The sequence below is a fragment of the Streptomyces sp. NPDC044719 genome, from assembly GCF_056433405.1.
The window spans coordinates 307,970-326,995 of sequence record NZ_JBWKHE010000004.1 but is presented as its reverse complement, the minus strand read 5'-3'; the positions used below and the strand labels follow the sequence as shown (position 1 = coordinate 326,995).

14 protein-coding genes are annotated in these 19,026 nt (G+C 72.0%); 9 read left to right on the top strand and 5 right to left on the bottom strand.

Annotation, left to right across the window (positions count from 1 at the left end):
- Window positions 1-276: 276 nt before the first annotated feature.
- The 3 genes from AC07DF_RS17505 (at window position 277) to AC07DF_RS17495 (ending at window position 5,867) form a co-directional block, all read left to right on the top strand.
- The gene (locus AC07DF_RS17505) at window positions 277-1,761 is read left to right on the top strand and encodes a cytochrome P450 (protein ID WP_478971561.1); all 1,485 of its coding nucleotides are present in this window, start codon (window positions 277-279) and stop codon (window positions 1,759-1,761) included.
- On the top strand, window positions 1,745-2,752 hold the full coding sequence (locus tag AC07DF_RS17500) for a (-)-alpha-amorphene synthase (RefSeq protein WP_478971559.1): 1,008 nt from the start codon (window positions 1,745-1,747) through the stop codon (window positions 2,750-2,752). Before AC07DF_RS17505 ends, AC07DF_RS17500 begins: the two co-directional genes overlap by 17 nt.
- Window positions 2,753-2,957: 205 nt before the next feature.
- Window positions 2,958-5,867, top strand: a complete 2,910-nt coding sequence (locus AC07DF_RS17495) for an ATP-binding protein (RefSeq protein WP_478971557.1) — start codon at window positions 2,958-2,960, stop codon at window positions 5,865-5,867.
- A gap of 18 nt (window positions 5,868-5,885) precedes the next feature.
- On the opposite strand, the gene AC07DF_RS17490 is transcribed toward AC07DF_RS17495, so the two are convergent.
- On the bottom strand, window positions 5,886-7,367 hold the full coding sequence (locus AC07DF_RS17490; protein ID WP_478972712.1) for an MFS transporter: 1,482 nt from the start codon (window positions 7,365-7,367) through the stop codon (window positions 5,886-5,888).
- A 127-nt stretch (window positions 7,368-7,494) separates the two neighbouring features.
- The gene (locus AC07DF_RS17485; protein ID WP_478971555.1) at window positions 7,495-8,409 is read right to left on the bottom strand and encodes a MurR/RpiR family transcriptional regulator; all 915 of its coding nucleotides are present in this window, start codon (window positions 8,407-8,409) and stop codon (window positions 7,495-7,497) included.
- A gap of 117 nt (window positions 8,410-8,526) precedes the next feature.
- Here AC07DF_RS17485 and AC07DF_RS17480 point away from each other — a divergent pair, with 117 nt between their 5' ends.
- From AC07DF_RS17480 to AC07DF_RS17455, 6 genes are read left to right on the top strand one after another with little or no spacing between them, the layout of a single operon-like run.
- Complete coding sequence (locus AC07DF_RS17480; RefSeq protein WP_478971553.1) at window positions 8,527-9,720, top strand: C45 family autoproteolytic acyltransferase/hydolase; 1,194 nt, start codon at window positions 8,527-8,529, stop codon at window positions 9,718-9,720.
- A gap of 13 nt (window positions 9,721-9,733) precedes the next feature.
- Window positions 9,734-11,380, top strand: a complete 1,647-nt coding sequence (locus tag AC07DF_RS17475; protein WP_478971551.1) for an ABC transporter substrate-binding protein — start codon at window positions 9,734-9,736, stop codon at window positions 11,378-11,380.
- Between the two features lie 6 nt (window positions 11,381-11,386).
- Entirely contained in the window at window positions 11,387-12,340 is a 954-nt protein-coding gene (locus AC07DF_RS17470; RefSeq protein ID WP_478971549.1) for an ABC transporter permease, read from the top strand.
- Window positions 12,337-13,179, top strand: a complete 843-nt coding sequence (locus AC07DF_RS17465) for an ABC transporter permease (protein ID WP_478971547.1) — start codon at window positions 12,337-12,339, stop codon at window positions 13,177-13,179. Before AC07DF_RS17470 ends, AC07DF_RS17465 begins: the two co-directional genes overlap by 4 nt.
- Window positions 13,179-14,144, top strand: coding sequence for an ABC transporter ATP-binding protein (locus tag AC07DF_RS17460; protein WP_478971545.1), 966 nt, complete (start codon window positions 13,179-13,181; stop codon window positions 14,142-14,144). Before AC07DF_RS17465 ends, AC07DF_RS17460 begins: the two co-directional genes overlap by 1 nt.
- Complete coding sequence (locus tag AC07DF_RS17455) at window positions 14,141-14,959, top strand: ABC transporter ATP-binding protein (RefSeq protein WP_478971543.1); 819 nt, start codon at window positions 14,141-14,143, stop codon at window positions 14,957-14,959. Before AC07DF_RS17460 ends, AC07DF_RS17455 begins: the two co-directional genes overlap by 4 nt.
- A gap of 50 nt (window positions 14,960-15,009) precedes the next feature.
- Here the strand turns inward: AC07DF_RS17455 and AC07DF_RS17450 are convergent, their stop codons facing one another.
- From AC07DF_RS17450 to AC07DF_RS17440, 3 genes are all read right to left on the bottom strand, one after another.
- Window positions 15,010-16,410, bottom strand: coding sequence for a cytochrome P450 (locus AC07DF_RS17450; RefSeq protein ID WP_478971541.1), 1,401 nt, complete (start codon window positions 16,408-16,410; stop codon window positions 15,010-15,012).
- A gap of 134 nt (window positions 16,411-16,544) precedes the next feature.
- Window positions 16,545-17,651, bottom strand: coding sequence for an NAD(P)/FAD-dependent oxidoreductase (locus AC07DF_RS17445; protein WP_478971539.1), 1,107 nt, complete (start codon window positions 17,649-17,651; stop codon window positions 16,545-16,547).
- Window positions 17,652-17,821: 170 nt separating this feature from the next.
- Window positions 17,822-18,985 carry a substrate-binding domain-containing protein gene (locus AC07DF_RS17440; protein WP_478971537.1) on the bottom strand — a complete coding sequence of 388 codons (1,164 nt, stop codon included), beginning with the start codon at window positions 18,983-18,985 and terminating at the stop codon, window positions 17,822-17,824.
- Window positions 18,986-19,026 lie beyond the last annotated feature (41 nt).

Genomic DNA, 19,026 nt, shown 5'->3' with positions numbered 1-19,026 from the left:
TGGTCTCCATGTTCATGCCAGGCACGTCGCGCGACTGCCGTGCTCTTCAGGAGCACAGACGGAACACGGATTTCTCCGTGCACAGAAAAGCATTAACGAACTGAATGCATGCAGCAATCGTGATTCGCCCGACGCCCCTCCGTGCTTCCGTGCGCCCCTATGGAGAAAGGATTCGGCGAGCCGTCGGCGGATTTCACTGGGCAGGACTGAGGCGAGCGTCAAATCGGTGCGACCCGCACCGCAATCCCGTGTGCCGACCGAGGCAGGTGGTATTCGATGAGCGGCTCCGTTCCCGGACCGGCCCGAAATTGGACAGTGGGCACTGCTCCAGGCATATTCCCATTCCTGGGTCACGGTATCGACTTGGTCCGTCGGCCGCTGGCTTTTCTGGAATCTCTGCCCACGCACGGGGATCTGGTCGAAATACGCCTGGGTCCGCAGCGTGCCTGGATGGCCTGTCACCCGGATCTCGTCCACCAGGTACTCGCGGACCCGGAGACGTTCGACAAGGGCGGCCCGCTCTACGACCGGCTGCGGACATTACTGGGGGACGGCGTCGGCACCTGCCGCCATCAGGATCACCGGCGCCAGCGCAGGCTGCTCCAGCCCGGCTTCCGCAAGGCCCGTGTCGCCGACCAGGTGCAACTGATGGGCGAGGAAGTGGAGTCGGTGTGCCGCGGGTGGCGGGGCGGGCAGACGGTCGACGTCAGCGCGACCATGATGGACCTGTCGACCCGCGTGATCAGCCGCCTGCTCTTCTCCGACTCGCTCGACCCCGCGACGGCCGACGAGATGCGCGGGTGCCTGGCCACCGTGGTCCGCGGCATGTTCGTCCGCACGGTGATGCCGGTCGACGCCCTGTTCCGTGTTCCCACTCCGGCGAACCGGCGCTACCGGCAGGCTTCCGGCCGCCTGCGCGCGATCGTCGACGCGGCTGTCGCCGAACGCCGGCGAGGCGCCGCCCGGGACGACCGGGACGATCTGCTGGGAACCCTGCTGGCGGCGGCGCGGGGCGACGGCGTGGGGACGGCGATCAGCGACAGGGAAGTCCACGGGCAGGTGATCACGCTGATGTTCGCCGGCGCCGAGAGCACTGCCCTGTGCCTCTCCTCGGCCTTGGAACTGGTGGGACGGCATCCCGAGGAGGAACGCCGGCTGCACTCCGAGGTCGACAGCGTGCTCGCCTCAGGACGGCCGCCCGGCACCGACGAACTTCCGCGCCTCGTCCACACGCGGAGCGTCGTCACCGAGACCCTTCGCCACCGCCCGCCCGGCTGGCTCTTCACCCGCGTCACCACGAAGGAGACGGAGCTCGCCGGGCAACGGCTCCCGCGGGGCGCCACGGTCGTGTTCAGCCCGTACCTCCTGCACCACGACCCGGCCCTGTTCCCCGACCCCGGCCGCTTCCTCCCCGACCGCTGGCTGCCCGGGCGGGACGTCGCGGTCCGCCCCGGAGCGATGATCCCGTTCGGAGCGGGCCGCCGGAAATGCATCGGGGAGACGCTCGCCATGACGGAGGCCATGGTGGCGGTCTCGTTCATCACCCGCCACTGGCGGCTGCGCCATCTGCCCGGCTACGAGGAACGACTGCGCCCCGCGGCCTCGCTGGGGCCGAGGGGACTGGTCATGACCTGCGAACCGCGTGTCAGGAGGCCGGCGAGCACACCGCCCGGGGCGGATCACCGCGCACCCCGGACAGCCGCCTGCCCCGTCGTCCTCAACTCCCGAACGGCAGGTGGCAACGATGTCCACGACGCATGAGGAAATATCGCTCGCCGCACATGACGGAATTCAGGCGGTCAATCTGCGGGACCTGATCGACGCGAACCTCTACATGCCGTTCCCGTTCGAGCGCAATCCCCACGCGCCCGAAGCGTCGGCGGGCGTCGACTCATGGCTCAGGACCTGGGGTCTGACCGATGACCCGGCAGTGGCGGCCATGATCTCCTATACACGTCCCGCCGAACTCGCGGCCTGCAACAGTCCGGACATGGATCCCGGGCTCCTCCAGATCGTGGCCAACCAGATCGCCTACCAGTTCGTCTTCGACGACCAGGCGGAGGACGTCGGCCGGCGCTCACCCGGCCGGCTGCTGCCCATGCTGTGCGAGAGCGTCGCGATCCTGCGGGACGGCCGGCCGCCCACCACCCCGCTCGGGGCCGCCCTGGCCGACCTGTACCGACAGGTCCGGGAGCGGTGCACACCCGATCAGGCAGCGCGATGGGCCTGGAACAGCCGTGAGTACGTGCACGGCCTCCTGTACGAAGCGGCGGCCCAGGCCCATTCCGAACCGGTGGGCAGCGGGCTGTGCCGGTCCATACGTTCCCTCATCGCCGGCGTCGAGCCGTTCTACCCGCTGTGCGAGGCCGCCCAGCCGTGCGAACTGACCCCGGAGGAGATCCATCACCCCGCCATGCGACGCCTGAGCCGGCTGTCGGCCGACGCGGCGGTGTGGATACCCGACCTCTTCTCCGCGGTGAAGGAACAGCGCGCGGGCGGCATGATCAACCTGGCCCTCGCCTACCAGCGCACACACCGGTGCTCCCTGCCGGTGGCCGTCACCCTGGCCGTACGGCACATCAACCGCACGATCCGCGAGTTCGAGGATCTCTACGGTGAGATCAGGCCTGAGTTGAGCCCGTCCGGCGCCGGCTATGTGGAGGGCATGGCCGGCTGGATCCGCGGCTGCTACTTCTGGTCCCGTACCGTGCCGCGGTACGCCGACACGATGGCGGCACCCGCGGGACTCTGACGGTTGGCCCGACCGGTCGCCTCCCCCAGGGATCCCGAAAAGGGCGGAACGGACCACGTTACCCCGAAAGGTTGGGAGTCAAAGCGTTCCCGGGGGAAGTTCACTCTCCCTGTCTACCTCCTGTTTCGGCCCGGCCAAACGACCTGTTTCTGGGCGTACGCTCGCCCCGTCCGGCGGGGAGCAACGACAGGAAGCGGTAGACCACATGGCCCATGGGCTGCGGCAACCGATCACCGAGCACCGGCCTCTCCTCGAACGCGACGAGGAGCTCCAGGCCATCGATCGCGCACTGGCGGGTCTCCGGGACACCGCCGAGGGCGTGCCCCGGACACCGCGCGGAGGGCTGCTGGCCTTCACGGGTGTGGCCGGGCTGGGCAAGACGACACTGATCGCGGCGGCGCGCGCCCGCGCCGCCGCACAGGGGTTCACCGTGTTCTCGGGCAAGGGCGGCGAGAACGAGCAGGGGCTGGCGTTCCGCGTCGTCCGCCAGGTCATGCAGCCCGTCCTGGCCGGGATGAGCGGGACGGAGCGCCGGGATTTCCTGGGCAGTTGGTACGACATCGTCGGTGCCGCGCTCGGTCTGGAGGCGACGGACCCCGCCCGGGTGCCGGACCCGACCGGAGTGCGCGACGGCCTCGACTGGGTCATGACGCGTCTGACGATGCTGAACTCGCCCGTCGTTCTGCTCCTGGACGACCTGCACTGGGCCGATACCGAATCCCTCGACTGGCTCGCCTCCTTCGCACCCCGGGTCGCGGACCTCCCGCTCCTGGTGGTCGTCGGCTACCGGCCGGACGAACTCCCGCCCGACGCGACGTCCTTCCGCACGCTCGTCGAACGCCACGAGCAGCGCCCGCACGTCCTGTCGCCGCTCGGCGAGGCCGGTGTGGCGCGGATCATCAGGGAGGAAGTGGGCGAGGAAGCCGAGGACGAGTTCTGCGGCGAATGCTGGACGGTCACCAACGGAATCCCCTTCGAGGCCGTCGAACTGGCCATCAGGCTCCGCGAGCGGCGGGTGCGGGGAACCCAGGACGAGGTGCCCGTGATGCGGAACCTCGCCGCGGCGGTCAAGGGCCCCGGCCTGATCGCCCGCCTCAAGCGGCTCGGTCCGAGCACGGTCCGCTTCGCGTGGGCCGGCGCCGTCCTGGGCGGGCCCTTCTCGGCGGAGGCCGCCGCCGACCTCGCGGTGATCGGCAGCACCGAGGCCGTCGAAGCGACCGAGAAGCTGCGCGCCAACCGCATCCTCGCGTTCGCCGACGAGCCCGCGGGCGCCCTGGAGTTCGTCCATCCGCTGATCGCCACGACGGTGTACCACGACATCCCGTCGGGCCTGCGCGTGGGCATGCACGACGCGGCCGCCAACGCGGCCCGGACGGTCGAGTCCGACCCCATGGCCGCCGCCCGTCACCTGCTGGAGGTGCCCTGCGACGGCCGGCCCGAGACGGTCGACTGCCTGCGCGCCGCCGCGCGTGAGTACCTCCGCGCCGGGGCCCCGGAAGCCGCCCGGCGTGTGCTGACCCGGGCGCTGCGGGAACCACCCCCTGCCGAGGACCGCGCCGCCCTGCTCCACGAACTGGCCGGCTCGACCTTCCTGATCGAGCCGACGGCCACGGTCAGCCATCTCCAGGAGGCGCTGAAGGAACCCGGAATCGACCCCGACCTGCGCGCCTCCATCGTCTACCGGCTGACCCAGGCGCTTGCCCACACCGACCGGCTGACCGAGGCCGCGACCGTCGCCGCCGACGAGGCGCGGCGCGCCACCAACGCGCGCGTCAAACTGCGCATGCAGGCGGACCACTTCGTGTGGAGCGCCTTTCGCGCCGACGAGCCGGACTCTTCCGCCCGCTCCCGCCGGCTGGCACGACTGGCCGCCAAGCTCACCGGCCGGGGCCTGGAGGAGCGCTACATCCTCGGCCTGCGGGCATGGGACGCCCTCGTACGCGGTGAGCCGCGGCGCAGCGCCCTCGCGTTCGCCGAGGAGGCCCTGAGCGGAGGGATGAGCTGGACCGACGAGAACCGCGGCTTCGAGGTGCCCGCCGCGGTCGCCCTGCTGTTCATGTACTGCGACCAGCCGCGGCGGGCCGAGGAACTGTTCGCCGACGGGATGGCCGAGTGCGAGCACAGGGGGTGGCGCGGCTCCCATCTGGCGCAGGGCCAGACGCTTCTGGGCTACATCCGCTACCGCCGCGGCTGCCTGCCCGAGGCCGAGGAACTCGTCCGGGCCGGACTGCACACCGCCGAGCGCGTCGAAGGAGCGGTGCCCGCCCAGTGGTTCGCCATCGGCATTCTCATCCAGATCCTGCTGGCCCGCGGGCGGACCACCGCCGCGCGCCGCCTCGCCGACACCTACCACTACGGCGACGTGGTCCCCAACGCCGTCATCTTCCCCGATCCCCGCACGGTGTACGCCGAGCTGCTCCTGGCGGAGGGGCGACTCGCCGAGGCGGCGCGCCTGTTCTCCAGGGTCGGCGACTGGCTGGAGTCGCGGGACTGGCACAACCCCTCGTGGTGCCCCTGGCAGCTGGGACTGGCCTCGGCACTCGCCCGCACCGCTCCCGACCAGGCGGTGCTGCACGCCCAGGACGCCACCAAGCGGGCCCGGGACTTCGGTGCGGCGTCCGCGATCGGCCAGGCGCTACGGGTCCAGGCGGAGGTGACGGGCGGGCAGGCGGCGCTCGATCTGCACACGCAGGCCGTCGATCATCTGGAGCGGTCGCCCGCGGCGTACGAACTGGCCTGTGCCCTGGTGGGCCATGGCGCCGCGCTGGTCCGCAGCGGCGAGCTGCACGACGCCGCCGACCGGCTCTACCAGGGACTGGAGGGAGCGGTGCACTGCGGTGCCGACGGTCTGGCCGCCCGGGCCAGACGAGAACTCTCCGCCGCGGGACTGCGCCCGCTGCCCCTGCGCTACGCGCAGACGGACATGCTGACGGGCCCGGAACGCCGGGCCGCCGAGAAGACGGCCCAGGGCCACCCGGCGCCGGTGGTCGCGAAGGAGCTGCGGATCACCGAGCAGGGTGTGCGGCAGTTGCTGTCCTCCGTGTACCGCAAGCTCGGCACGGACACGGCGGGCCTCGCCGACGCCCTGGAGAACTGCCGCAGGCCCGAGCGGTAGCGGGCCCGGGGGCGGGCCTCACATCGGGCCGGGGCCCGCCCCGCCCTTGAGGCGTTCCAGATCGGAGGGGCGGACCTGGATGACGACGAGGGCGATCAGCGCGGCGACGGCGGTGAAGATCGCCGCCATGATGAAGGAGGCCGAGACACCGGCGGTGAGGATCTCGTCGGACCAGGGTTTCGGCAGTTGCCCGGTCTGCTCGAACCGCAGGCGCTCGGCGGGGGTCGCCTGCCGGAGGAAGTCCGGGACCTGTTTGTCCGCCTCGTTGGTGCTGGCCGTGCCGTACATCGTGACCAGGATGGACAGGCCGAGCGAGCCGCCGACCTGCTGGGTGGCGTTGAGGAGTCCGGAGGCCGCGCCCGTCTCCGGGGTGGACACGTTGGACAGCGCCATGAGGGTCAGCGACACGAACTCCATGCCCATGCCCAGGCTGAAGACGAGCATCGGGCCGAGGACGCTGCCCGCGTAGGTGGAGTGCACGTCGGTCAGGGTGAGCCAGGCGAGGCCCGCGGCCGCCAGGATCGCGCCCACCACCATGAACGGCTTGGGCCCGTACACGGGCAGGAACCGCGAGGCCAGTCCCGCGCCGATCGCGATGACCGCGCTGACCGGCAGGAAGGCGAGGCCGGCTTCGATGGGGCTGAACTCCAGCACGTTCTGCACGAAGAGCGTGAGGAAGAAGAACATGCCGAAGATCGCGGCGGCCAGGCACAGCATGATGCCGTAGGTGCCCGCGCGGTTGCGGTCGGCGAACATGTGCAGGGGCGTGATGGGCTGTCTGGAGCGCCGCTCGATCAGGATGAACGCCGCGAGCAGCACGACCGCCCCGGCGAACGAGGCCAGCGTGAGCGCGTCTCGCCAGCCGTCATCCGCAGCCCTGATGAACCCGTAGACGAGCAGCACCATGCCCGCGGTGGAAGTGAGCGCGCCGCTGAGGTCGAAGCGGCCGGGGTGGCGTTCGGACTCCCTGATCCACTTGGGTGTGGCGAGCACGATGAGCAGGCCGATGGGCACGTTGACGAACAGCACCCACCGCCAGTTCAGCCACTCCACCAGCATCCCGCCCGCGAGCAGGCCGATCGCGCCGCCGCCGGCCGAGACCGCGGCGAAGACCCCGAAGGCGCGGTTGCGTTCCGGCCCCTCGCGGAAGGTCGTGCTGATCAGGGCGAGGGCGGTGGGGGACGCGATGGCGCCGCCGACGCCCTGCAGGGCGCGGGCGCCGAGGAGTTGGCCGGAGTTCTGGGCGAACCCGCCGAGCAGGGAGGCCAGCACGAACAGCAGCACGCCGAAGATGAAGACGCGCCGCCTGCCCAGGATGTCGCCGGCCCGGCCGCCGAGCAGCAGCAGGCCGCCGAAGGTGAGGGTGTAGGCGCTCACCACCCACGACAGGCTCGTGGTGGAGAAGTCCAGCGCGCTCTGGATGTGCGGCAGTGCGATGTTCACGATGGTGATGTCGAGGACCACCATCAGCTGGCAAGAGGCGAGGACGAAGAGTGCCATCGCGTTTCCGCCACCACCGGATTCCCTGGTGGTGGCCGCCTGTGGTGAAGCCGGCTGCGGGCCGCTGCCTGCGGTGTCCACCGTTCGACGGTACGCCCGCCTCCTGGGCCTCACCACTCGATCACCGTCAGCTCCTGCGGTTGCCCTTCGGTGACAGCAGTTGCTCGCGCAGGACGGTCAGTTGGTGCGATGTGTCCACGGCCCGTTCCTCGTCCAGGGTCGTCAGGGCCAGCAGCAGGACATCGGCCACGACCAGCGCGGTGAGCGCCTCCGAGGTGATGCCGGTCGGGGTGTGCGGCGCGGTGAGGACGGCGTCGACGCGGTCGCCGAACTCCTCGCCCAACTCGTCCGTGACGAGTACGACGCGTGCCCCGACCGCACGCGCCCGCTCGACGAGGACGGTCAGCTCGGTGAGGGCGCGTCCGGGCTGGAAGATCACCACGGCGTCGCCCTGGCGCAGGCCGAGCAGATGGTCGGCGAGGGCGAAGCCTGTCGCGTCGAGGAACCGGGAGCGGCGGCCGATACGGCCGAGCGCGAGTGCCAGGTGCCGGGCGGCCGCTTCGGAGGCGGCGATGCCGAAGCAGTGGACCTCCCCGGCGTCCGCCAGTGCCGCGACCGCCGCCCGCAGCGACTCCTGGTCGGTGAGCCGCCGGGTCTGCTCGATCCGCTCCTGGGCCTCGTCGAGCACATCACCCCAGATGCCGTCCAGGTCGCGCCCGACGTGGGCGATGCGCTGCTTGAGCCGCACCTCGGGTGCCACCGCCGCGGTGAAGCCGGTGGCCAGCTCGCGCTTGAGGGCGGGGAGTCCTCCGTAGCCGAGGCGCTGCAGGGCACGGACGACGGTGGCGTTGCTGGTGCCGCTGGCGGTGCCCAGTTCCTGGGCGCTGGCGAAGAGCAGTTGTTCCACGGGGGCGCTCGCCAGGTACTGGGCGACCGTGCGCTCGGAGGCGGACAGGTTCTCCCAGTGGTCGCGGACGGCAGCGCGGAGGCGGGCCACGCCCTCTCCCAGATCCCCGGGCTCTGAAATCTCCGTTACAGGCATTGACTTCCTCGTGTCGGCCGTTACTCTCCTGGACAACGCATTCCAAGAGGAGCAGTTTTCGTAATCGACGTTACAGCACGTCGGTGCGGCAAACATCCCTCCACTGCGAGGAGAACAATGGCACCCCCTGCGTCCCCGTCCCTCCCCCTCGTCGAGATCTCCGGCACCCCGGCCGAGCGCGGCCGCCAGTACGGCGAGACCGTCCGCGACCGGCTGCACACCGCGCTCGCCTACTACGAGGAGGCCTTCGGCCACTCGGCCGGCCTCACCTGGGAGCAGGTCACCGCCCGCGCCGCCCGCTGGCAGGAGCCGGTCGGCTCCTACGCCCCGCACCTGCTGGAGGAGATGCGCGGCACCGCCGAGGGCGCCGGGGTCTCGCTGCTCGACGTGCTCGCCCTCAACGCACGCGGCGAGGTGCTCTACGACCAGTCGTTCGCGGCCATGGGAGCGGACTCGGACACGGACGCCGCTGTCGTCGAGGAGGAGCCCGCCGAGGGCTGCACCTCCTTCGCCGCCTACGGTCCCGCCAGCGGTGACGGGCACGTCTGGGCGGGCCAGAACTGGGACTGGCGGGCCGCGGCCGCCGGCACGGTCGTCATGCTGCGGATCGTGCAGCCGCCCGCGCCGACCCTGATCATGCAGGTCGAGGCGGGCCAGATCGGCCGCCAGGGCGCGAACTCCGCCGGGATCGCCCTCAACGCCAACGGGCTCGGCGGGCGCTTCGACGACGCGGTCGGCCTGCCGCAGACCGTCGTCCGCCGCAGCGTCCTCGACCAGCACGCGATCACCGACGCCCTCGACGTGCTGTGCCGCACCCGGGCCCATATCGCCTCCAACGCACTGCTGACCTGCCGCGAGGGCTTCGCCGTCGATGTGGAGACGACCCCCGCGGGCTACGGCTGGATGTATCCGACCGACGGTCTGCTGGTGCACGGCAACCACTACCAGGCGGGCGTGCCCGCCGCCATCGCCGCCGACTACCGTCCCCTCTCCCCGGACTCGCTGGTCCGTGTCCCCCGCGCCGAGGAGGGCCTGAGGGCCCTGCGCGGCTCCACCGGCCCCGACGAGTCCCGCAAGCTGATCAAGCAGGCCCTCTCCGACCACCTCGGACTGCCCGAGTCGCTGTGCACGCACCCCGACACCCGAAGGCCCGCCGTGGAGCACTGGGCCACCCTGGTCTCCTCCTGCGTGGACCTGACCACCGGCGACTACCACGTCACGGCGGGCACCCCCTGTGACCGCGACTACCAGCACCTTCCCTGGAACCTCTACGACGGCCCCGACGGCTCCCCGGCCCGCCGTACCAGCTGAAAGAGAAACGCCGATGAACAGAAACTCACGCGGGACGGTGACCTGCGGCCTGGTCGTCACCGGTCTCCTCACCGCCGTCGGATGCAGCGGCGCCGACACCGCCACGACCGGCGGCAGCCCGGTCGACGCCGCGCGGCTGAAGCTCACCCCCACCACACCCGCCGCCCAGGGCCCGGTCCAGAAGGTGAACTGGCTGCTGGAGGACGAGCCGGACTCCCTCGACCTCGACAGCCAGGGCTCCAGCGCCGGCCGTGTCGTCCTGACCAACGTCTGCGAGCGGCTCTACCAGCTCCAGCCCGACATGACCGTCAAGCCGTTCCTCGCCCAGAAGGCGACGACGCCCGACGACAAGACCCTCGTCCTGAAGGTCCGCTCCGGTGTCACCTTCCACGACGGCTCGAAGCTCACCGCCGACGACGTCCTGTGGAGCCTGAAGCGGCACGCCGACCCGGACATGGAACAGAGCGACGAGTTCACCAACGTCTCCGCCATGACGAAGACGGGCGCCGACGAGATCACCGTTCGCTTCAAGCAGCCCGACGCGCTGTTCACCAAGGCCCTGGCCGGCGACGCCGGCATCGTCTGGAACCAGGAGCAGGTGGAGAAGGCGGGCAAGGACTTCGGCACTCCCGGCCAGGGCGACGCCTGCTCGGGCCCGTACGAGCTGACCGGCTGGAAGTCCGGTGACTCGATCACCATCCGCGCCTACGACGGCTACTGGGGCGAGCAGCCGCTGACCAAGGAGGTCGTCTTCCGCTGGGCCTCCGACAGCGCCCTGGTCAACGCGCTGAAGACCGGCGCGGCCGACGGCACCTTCGCCGAGTCACCCAACACCGCCTCCGCGCTGCGCGACGTCAAGGGCCTCAGCCAGTACTACGGCCCCTCGACCGCCACCCTCGACCTCATTCCCACCGAACGCGGCGGCCTGAAGGACCCGCGTGTCCGACGCGCCGTGTCCCTCGCCCTGGACCGCGCCGGCATCGCCAAGTCCGGCTACGGCGGCCTGGTCCAGCCGTGGGCGAGCCCGGTCGGCTCCGGCTCCTGGGGCTACGCGAAGCCGGAGTTCGCCGCCGCGCAGAAGCGGCTGCATGCGGGCGCGCCCGCCTCGCCCGGCGCGGACGACATCGCCGAGGCCAAGAAGCTCGTGAATGAGGCCGGCGCACCGGCGGCCCCGATCGTCATCGGCACCGACGCCAGCCAGGGCCGGACCGTCGTCGCCAACGCCCTGCGCGCCGCCCTCCAGCGCATCGGGCTCAAGGGCGACGTCAAAACGGTACCGACGACCCAGTTCGAGGAGTTCTACAGCGACCCGCAGGCCCGCGCCGGCATCGACGTCCTGGTCGGCGACTGGTACATCTCCAAGTCCGACCCGATGGGCTTCTACGACAACGGCCTGTCCGACTCCTCCAACAACTGGATCGGCTTCAAGGACGCGACCTACGACGAGAAGGTGCACCAGGCGCTGTCCACGCTGGACGACGCGAAGCGTGCCGCCCTCGCCATCGACGTGCAGAAGCGGTTCACCGACGCGGCGGTCTGGATCCCGGTCGCCCAGGTGCCCTCGGTGCTGGTGCTGAGCAGCGAACTGACCGGGGCGCCCGCCTCGCAGGCCTATCTGTACTACCCGTGGGCGGCCGGCCTCGGCGCGAGGAAGGGCTGAGCCGGCATGGCCGCCCGGATCGTACGGCGCCTGGCCGGTTTCCTGGCCACGCTCCTCGCCGCCTCCTTCGTCATCTTCGCGGCCGTCTACGCGGCCCCCGGCGACCCGGCCGTCTTCCTGGCCGGCGGTCGCGACGAGCTCACCCCCGAGCGGCTCGCGGCCGTCCGCGCCCAGTACCACCTCGACGAGCCGCTGGTCGTGCAGTACGGCCGCTGGCTCGCCGACTGCGTGCACCTCGACCTCGGCCGCTCCTTCAAGTACGGCGACCAGGTGGCCGACCTGATCGCGGCCCGGCTGCCCACCACCGTCGAACTGGTCGCCTACGCCACCGTGCTGTTCGTCGTCCTCGGCGTGGGCTCCGGCATCCTCGCCGCGATCCGGCAGTCCACCTGGGTCGACTCCGCGGTGGTCGGCGGGACGACGCTCGCCGCGTCCGTGCCGTCGTTCGTCGCGGCGATCGCCCTCGTGTCGCTGTTCGGCGTCCGGCTGGGCTGGTTCCCGGTGACGGGTGCCGGCAGCGGCTTCGCCGGGATCCTGCACCATCTGACGCTGCCCGCGCTGTCGCTGGCCCTCGGCGCGCTCGCGCTCATCAGCCGGGTCACCCGGCAGGCCATGGCGGACGCCGCCGCCTCCGACCATGTCGAGGCGGCCCGGGCCTCCGGCATCCCGGAGCGGGACATCGTCCGGCGGCACGTGCTGCGCAACGCGCTCGGCCCGATCGTCACCATGTGCGGCCTGGTCATGGCCGGGATGCTCGCCGGGACGGTCGTCGTCGAGACCGCCTTCGGCATCAGCGGCATCGGCTCGCTGCTGGTCGGCGCGATCAACACCCACGACTTCCCGGTCGCCCAGGCCGTGCTGCTGCTCATGGTCACCGGCTACGTCGTCGTCACCACCGTCGTCGACCTGGTCCATCCGCTGCTCGACCCGCGTGTCCGCGAGGAGGCCCGTACCGCATGACCGCGCTCACCCTCGCCCCCGTCCGCATACGCCCCCGCCGCCCCGTGGGCGTGCTGGTGGCCGGCGGATTCCTGGGCCTGGTGGTCCTGGCCGCCGTGCTCGCCCCGCTGCTGGCGCCCTACGCCCCTGACGCCATCGACCTGTCCGCCTCGCTCGCCGGCACGAGCCCCGACCACCTCCTGGGCACCGACTCCTCGGGCCAGGACCTCCTATCCCGGGTTCTGTACGGCGCCCGCACCAGCCTCATCGCCCCGCTGCTGCTCCTCGCGGTGGCCGCGCTGCTCGGCGTCACCCTCGGCGTGCTGGCGGCCTGGCGGGGCGGCTGGACGGACGCGTTCGTCTCCCGGCTGACGGATGTGATGTACGCCTTCCCCGGGCTGCTGTTCACCGTCCTGATCATCGCGGTCTTCGGCACGGGCATGACCACGTCCGTCCTGGCCCTCGGTCTCGCCTACACACCGACGGTCGCCAAGTACACGCGCTCACTGGCCCTTTCGGAGTGCCGCAAGCCGTACGTCGACGCCTACCGCGTCCAGGGCATGGGCGGCGCCCGGATCTGCGCGCGCTACCTGGTGCCGAACCTGGGCCGGTCGGTCGCCGGATACCTGGTGGTGCTGTTCGGCGAGGCGCTCATGTCGCTCGCCACCCTGTCCTACCTCGGCTTCGGCGCCCAGCCGCCCAGCTCCGACTGGGGTCTGATGGTGCAGGAGGGGCAGGCCGCCGTCGTCCAGGGCGCGCTGCTGCCCGCGCTGGTGCCCGGCACCGCGATCGCCGCGGTCGTCGTCTCCTTCAACGTCGTCGGCGTCTGGGCGGCCGACCGGCTCGGAGGGCGGAACTGATGCTGCTCACCCTCGACCACCTCACGGTTCAGCTCCCGGGTGCGGCCCGGCCGCTGCTGGACGAGGTGTCCCTGCGTGTGGCTCCGGGCGAGGTCGTCGGCCTGGTCGGCGAGTCCGGCTCGGGCAAGTCGACCACGGCGAAGGCCGCCCTCGGCCTGCTGCCGGACGGTGCCACGGCCTCCGGCTCCGTGCTGGCCGGCGACGTGGACGTCCTCGCCCTCGGAGGCGAGGACCTGCGCCGGCACCGGGCCCGCACGGTCGCCATGGTCCACCAGGATCCGCGCGCCGCCCTCAACCCCGTACGCCGCATCGGGGACTTCCTCCGCGAGCGCGGCGCCGACCGTGCCCGGGCCGTCGAACTCCTCGCCGCCGTCGGCCTCTCCGACCCGGAACGCCGGCTGCGGCAGCGCCCGCACGAACTGTCCGGCGGCATGCTCCAGCGGGTCGTCATCGCGGGTGCCCTGGCCGTGCGGCCCCGGCTGCTGCTCGCCGACGAGGCCACCAGCGCGCTCGATGTCACCACCCAGGCGGAGATCCTCGCCCTGCTGCGCACCCTGCGCGCGGAGCAGGGGGCCGGGATGCTGTTCATCACGCACGACCTGCACCTGGCCGCCGCGTACTGCGACCGCGTGTACGTGATGTACGCCGGCCGGGTCGTCGAGGAGCGCACCGCCGATGCGCTGTTCGCCGACCCCGCGCATCCCTACACCCGCGGACTGCTCTCCTGCTCGCCCACCCTGGGCGACACCTCCCACACGCTGCTGCCCATCCCGGGACGCCCGCCGTCCCTGTCCGACGCCTTCCCCGGCTGCCCGTTCGCCGCCCGCTGTCCCGACGCCGAGCCGGAGTGCGACACCTGGCGGCCGACGGCGGCGGAACTCCCGGACGGCGGAACGGCCGCCTGCCGCCGGATACCGGCCGCCCTGACCACCGCGGCGGCCCCGGCCGAAAGGAGCACGCCATGACCGACGGCCCTCTGCTGGTCGCCGACGGCCTGCGCAAGTCCTACTCCCTGCCCGGCCGCGGCCGGCTCACCGCCGCCGAGGAGGTGTCGTTCGGTGTGCCCCGGGGCGGCTCGCTCGGGATCGTCGGGGAGTCCGGGTCCGGCAAGACGACGGTGGCGCGGATGCTGGTCGGTCTGGTGCGGCCCGACGCCGGCACCGTCAGCGTCGACGGACGCCCGCGGGAGGCGCGCACGCCCCGGCGCAAGGCGGCCCGGCTGGCCCGTGCCCGGGAGATCCAGATGGTCTTCCAGGACCCCTACGTCTCGCTCGACCCGCGGCTGACGGCCGAGCGGTGCCTGCGCACCGCGCTGCGCCTGCACGGCCGGGACGAGGACCTGGCGGCGGACCTCCTCGAGAGGGTCGGGCTCGGCGAACGGGAGGCCGCGGCCCGGCCCCGGCAGCTCTCGGGCGGCCAGCGCCAGCGCCTCGCGATCGCCCGGGCGCTCGCCCCGGGCCCGCGGGTGCTGGTCCTGGACGAGGCCGTGGCCGCCCTGGACGTGTCGATCCAGGCCCAGATCCTGCGGCTGCTCGACGAGATCCGCCGGGACACCGGGGTCGCCCTCGTCTTCGTCGGGCACGACCTCGCGGTGGTGCAGCACATCACCGACGACGTGCTGGTGATGCGCCAGGGCCGGATCGTCGAGCAGGGCCCGACCCGGCAGGTGCTCACCGATCCCGCCCACCCGTACACCCGGCTGCTGCTCGCTGCCGTCCCCGGCGAGGGCTGGGACCCGGCCACGGCGGTCGAGGCCCGGGCGGCAGCGCTGGGCTCCTGAGGCGCCGGGACGGGCAGCGCGCGACACCACCGTCGGTCCGGCGTGCGGCCTCAGCGGCCCCCGCGGATCAGGCCCGTCAGATAGCGCCAGAGCGAGGAGCGCTGTCGGGCGGACGGGTCCGGCAGGACCTCCTCCGCCACCCCCGGCGCGGGGTCGTCCGCCGCCGGCCGTACGGGTGCCGAGGCGAGTTCGTAGCGCACCGGCAGCGAGCGCAGGCCCCGCATGAACGGGGAGGAACGCCAGGGCAGTTGGTCGGCGGGCAGGGCGAGGTCGAGGTGGTCGAACCGCTCGAACAGGCGCCCCACCCCGGCCGCCGCGACCGTCGAGGCGAGCTCCCGTGCCGGGCACTGCCGCGGTCCGGCTCCCCAGGACAGATGCGCCCGGGTGCTGATGGTGGTGCCGGCGGCCACGTGGTCGGCGAAGAGCGGATCGGCGTGTGCCGCGCCCGGGGAGACCCAGACCGGGTCGCCGGCCCGGATCGTGTAGTTGCCGAGCGGAGTGTCCTGGGCCGCGAAGCGCGGGACGAAGTTCACCAGGGGCGGCTTGCGCATGACCACCCGGTTCATGGTCTCCCTGACCATCCCGGCGGACAGGCTGGCGCGCACGCTGCCCTCCCCCGAGATGACCTCGACGACGGTGTTGGAGATGAGGATGCCGACGTGGTCGGAGGTCATGCCGAGCAGCATGAACAGTTCGCGGGCGAGGTGGTCGAGCGACAGGTCCGGGTGCGCTGCCAGCAGGTACGAGGGGAAGTCGTCGCCCGGCTTCTCGAGCTTCCCCGCGGCCAGTTCCGCCAGCGTAGCGAGCAGGCGCTCCAGCGCGGCCTCGGCGTCCGGGCCCGCGTCGAGGACGCGCCACATGTCCATCAGCGCGTCGTCGCCCTGGGAGCCGGGGAAGCCGAGCAGATGGCTCGCCACCATCAGCGGCAGCGGCCGGGAGAACTGCGCGGACAGGTCCGCCACACCGGTCCTGCCGCCCTGTCCCACCAGGGTGATCAGCTCGTCGGCGTAGGCGGTGACGGCGGACTTCAGACGCTTCGCCTGCGGGTGGCGGGGGTCCTGGAACGGCTTGAGGGCCACGTCCCACGCGGACCGCAGCGGCCGGTAGCCGGGGCCGCCCTGGATCAGGATGTGGTTGACCTCCAGGGACGGGCCCAGCGGCCAGTCGGCCGGCACCCTGCCCTCGGAACGGGCCCGCCAGTTCTCCAGTCCCTTCGGGAAGCCGTCGTTGTCCTGGAGCACCTGGAGCGACTCGCGGTAGCCCAGGACCAGCCAGGCGGGCACTCCCAGCAGATCGACCGGTGCGACGGGGCCGTGTTCGTTCCTCAGCCGCTCGTACACGAGCGAGGGACGTGTCTCGTAGTCCCGGGTCAGCAGCGGTTCGGGACTCAAGGTCTCCAGCCGCGTGTCGTCCAGGTCCACGGATCCGCCGTCACCCCACTGGGATTCCATCGTCTTGCCACCCCTCCGACACGCCCCGTACCGGCACCTCATCAGCCGGTAGCGGAAACGGTGGGGACCCTACCCCAGGACGAACTCGTGGGTAACGAGGGGGGGGTGGGGCGAGGAGGTGACGCGGTCCCGTATCAGGCCGCGGTGTAACCGAGTTGGCGCCTCATGTACGGCGTCATCAGGGTCTTCGCCTTGGCCAGGGTGGTGGTGCGGCTGCCGAGGACGGCGGACTCGCCGCCGGGTACGGGCAGCACGGTCAGTCCGTCGGCCGGGCCGAACGGAACGATGAGCGGGGTGCGCTGAATCGGCCGGTAGAAGCGCGGCTCCTTGCGGTGCTTGCCCGAACTCTGAAGGTAGGCACGGATGTTGTGGGCTGCGATGTCCGCCTGGGCGAGAGCGGCTGGGGTGATCTTGAGTTCGCTGACGTCGTTCACGTCGCCGACGGCGAACACGTCGAGCTTCCCCTCGACGCGCAGCGTCCGGTCGACCTTGACGTGTCCGTCCCTGTTGAGCCAGTCACCGTGTCCGGCCAGGCGGAGCCAGAGCGTGTTGGGGGTGGTGCCCGTCGCCCAGAAGGACAGGTCGGCCTCGAGGACGGCGCCGCGGCCGTCGCGGTACGTGCCGAAGTCGTTGCCGGGGGACATGAAGGCGTCGAGCCGTACCTCGACGTCGTGGGACTCCAGCCAGGCCAGGGCCTTGCGTCCCGGCCGGGTGCTGCCCGTGGAGTCGAGCAGCGCCGGCCCGGAGTGGGCGAGCGTGACCCGGGCGTCGGGGCGGGCGAGGCGGATCTCGGCGCTGAGTTCGACGCCCCCGGGGCCGCCGCCGACGACGAGGACGTGTTCGGCCGTGGCGACGCTGCGCTGGTGTTCGGCGAACGATTTCGCCGCCTCTTCGGTGGTGGTACCGGTGAAGCGGGCCGGCTCGGGGTAGTCGGCGCCGGTGGCGATCACGACCACGTCGTAGGGCAGCCGCTCGCCCGTTGCGAGGACGACCTGCCGCTCGGCGGTGTCGACGCGGACGCACTTGCCCGCGACCACGCGGCCGTTGCCGAGCAGCCGGTCGTACGGGATGAAGGGGGTGTGGGTCCACTCGGGGCGGACACCGGCGCGCAGGGAGGCGACGCGGTGGAAGAAGACCTCCTTGCGGTCCACCAGCGTGACCCGGGCGAGGCCGTCCAGCCGCTTCGCCAGCCGGACACCGGCGTAGCCGCCGCCGATCACCACTACGTCGCCGTCGTACACACCGAGTCTCCTGTGCCTGGTGGGGGGGGTGCGAGTGCCACCGCGGACGGGCCCCGCTCGGATCGACCCCCGGCGGCCACTCGACTGAGGGTGAGATTAGCCCTTGAAACTTAAAGGGATTTCGAGGTTCCGTGCATGTTCCGTGAAGGGATCGGCACCCTGATCGGCCGTCACTTTCCCCAGATCTTCCGGTACGCCTCCTGGTAGCCGGACGGGTCCCAGGTCGTGGCACCCTCGCTGTTGCCCGCCGTGGCGATGTGGACGGGGGCCGTGTACCCGCTGGCCGGGCGGTCCGCGAAGGCTCGGTTGAACTCGTCGACGATCTGCCAGCCCTGGAGGGTGAGCGGCTCGGGCACGGTGGCGGCCTGGTACTGCTCGCTGTTGATGCGCTGGAAGGCGGACGGGTCGCCGTCGCCCGCGCCGATGTTGAAGGGCGGGCCGGAGCCCTTCTCGCCGGCCGCGCGGAAGGCGGGGGCGGCGTCGGCGAAGTACAGGTCGTTGATGGCGACGGAGTGGGTCCAGCGGTCCTGGAACCGGGAGAGCAGGGAGGAGATCTCCCGCGGGGTGCGGCTGCTCGCGTCGGGGATCGGGATGTTCTCGACGGAGAGCAGCCGCACGCCGGAGCAGGCGGCGAGTTCCTTCCTGATCAGGTCGGACTTGTTCCTGGCGAAGGGGATCGAGGCGTCGGTGATGACCACGACCCCGGCTCGGCCGTCCGAGTCGGAGATGATCCACTGCGCGCTGATGCGGGCCACGTCCTGGACCCGGGTGGTGACGTTGGTGAAGAGGTCGGGCTGCCTGCTGGGGCCGGGCTCGGGGACCGCGTGCCAGCCGATGAGCGGGATGCCCTGCGCGTTGGCCCGCGCGGCCTGCGATGCCGTCGAGTCGGGGTCGAAACCGCCGATGACGATGCCCGCGGGCCGGAGGGCCACCGCCTCGCTCATGGCCGCCTGGATACCGGCCGGGGTGCCTCCGCCGTCGATCACCCGGACGTCCCATCCGATGACCCGCGCGGCTTCCCGCACCCCCTTCGCGGCACCCGCGACGCCGGGATTGGTCATGGTCTGGGCGACGTAGACGATCGTCTTGCCGGACACCGCCGCGGGGCCACCGGTGGGCCCGCCCCAAGGGGTGTCGGTCCGTTCCGCCCGGGTGACGGCGGCCTGGGCCCTGGCGTGGACGGCGGGGCAGCCGCTCGGACCCGTGGCGGTCTCGTCCGCGCCGTCCGACGAACCGCGTTCGCAGCCGACGAGGGCGGCCGCGGTCACCAGCAGGGCGCAGGAGGCGAGCCGCGCGGTGCGGACCGCGGGGGCGGGCTTGTGGTTGCGGTGCACGGAAGCTCCTGTGAGGGGATCGGCGCGGCGGGACGTGCCGG

Bases quoted from the DNA above. Each gene is read 5' to 3' on its own strand.
- AC07DF_RS17455 (WP_478971543.1), top strand. From the start codon at position 14,141: ATGACCGACGGCCCTCTGCTGGTCGCCGACGGCCTGCGCAAGTCCTAC.
- AC07DF_RS17460 (WP_478971545.1), top strand. From the start codon at position 13,179: ATGCTGCTCACCCTCGACCACCTCACGGTTCAGCTCCCGGGTGCGGCC.
- AC07DF_RS17480 (WP_478971553.1), top strand. From the start codon at position 8,527: ATGGCACCCCCTGCGTCCCCGTCCCTCCCCCTCGTCGAGATCTCCGGC.
- AC07DF_RS17485 (WP_478971555.1), bottom strand. From the start codon at position 8,409: ATGCCTGTAACGGAGATTTCAGAGCCCGGGGATCTGGGAGAGGGCGTG.
- AC07DF_RS17465 (WP_478971547.1), top strand. From the start codon at position 12,337: ATGACCGCGCTCACCCTCGCCCCCGTCCGCATACGCCCCCGCCGCCCC.
- AC07DF_RS17450 (WP_478971541.1), bottom strand. From the start codon at position 16,410: ATGGAATCCCAGTGGGGTGACGGCGGATCCGTGGACCTGGACGACACG.
- AC07DF_RS17470 (WP_478971549.1), top strand. From the start codon at position 11,387: ATGGCCGCCCGGATCGTACGGCGCCTGGCCGGTTTCCTGGCCACGCTC.
- AC07DF_RS17495 (WP_478971557.1), top strand. From the start codon at position 2,958: ATGGCCCATGGGCTGCGGCAACCGATCACCGAGCACCGGCCTCTCCTC.
- AC07DF_RS17505 (WP_478971561.1), top strand. From the start codon at position 277: ATGAGCGGCTCCGTTCCCGGACCGGCCCGAAATTGGACAGTGGGCACT.
- AC07DF_RS17475 (WP_478971551.1), top strand. From the start codon at position 9,734: ATGAACAGAAACTCACGCGGGACGGTGACCTGCGGCCTGGTCGTCACC.
- AC07DF_RS17490 (WP_478972712.1), bottom strand. From the start codon at position 7,367: ATGGCACTCTTCGTCCTCGCCTCTTGCCAGCTGATGGTGGTCCTCGAC.
- AC07DF_RS17500 (WP_478971559.1), top strand. From the start codon at position 1,745: ATGTCCACGACGCATGAGGAAATATCGCTCGCCGCACATGACGGAATT.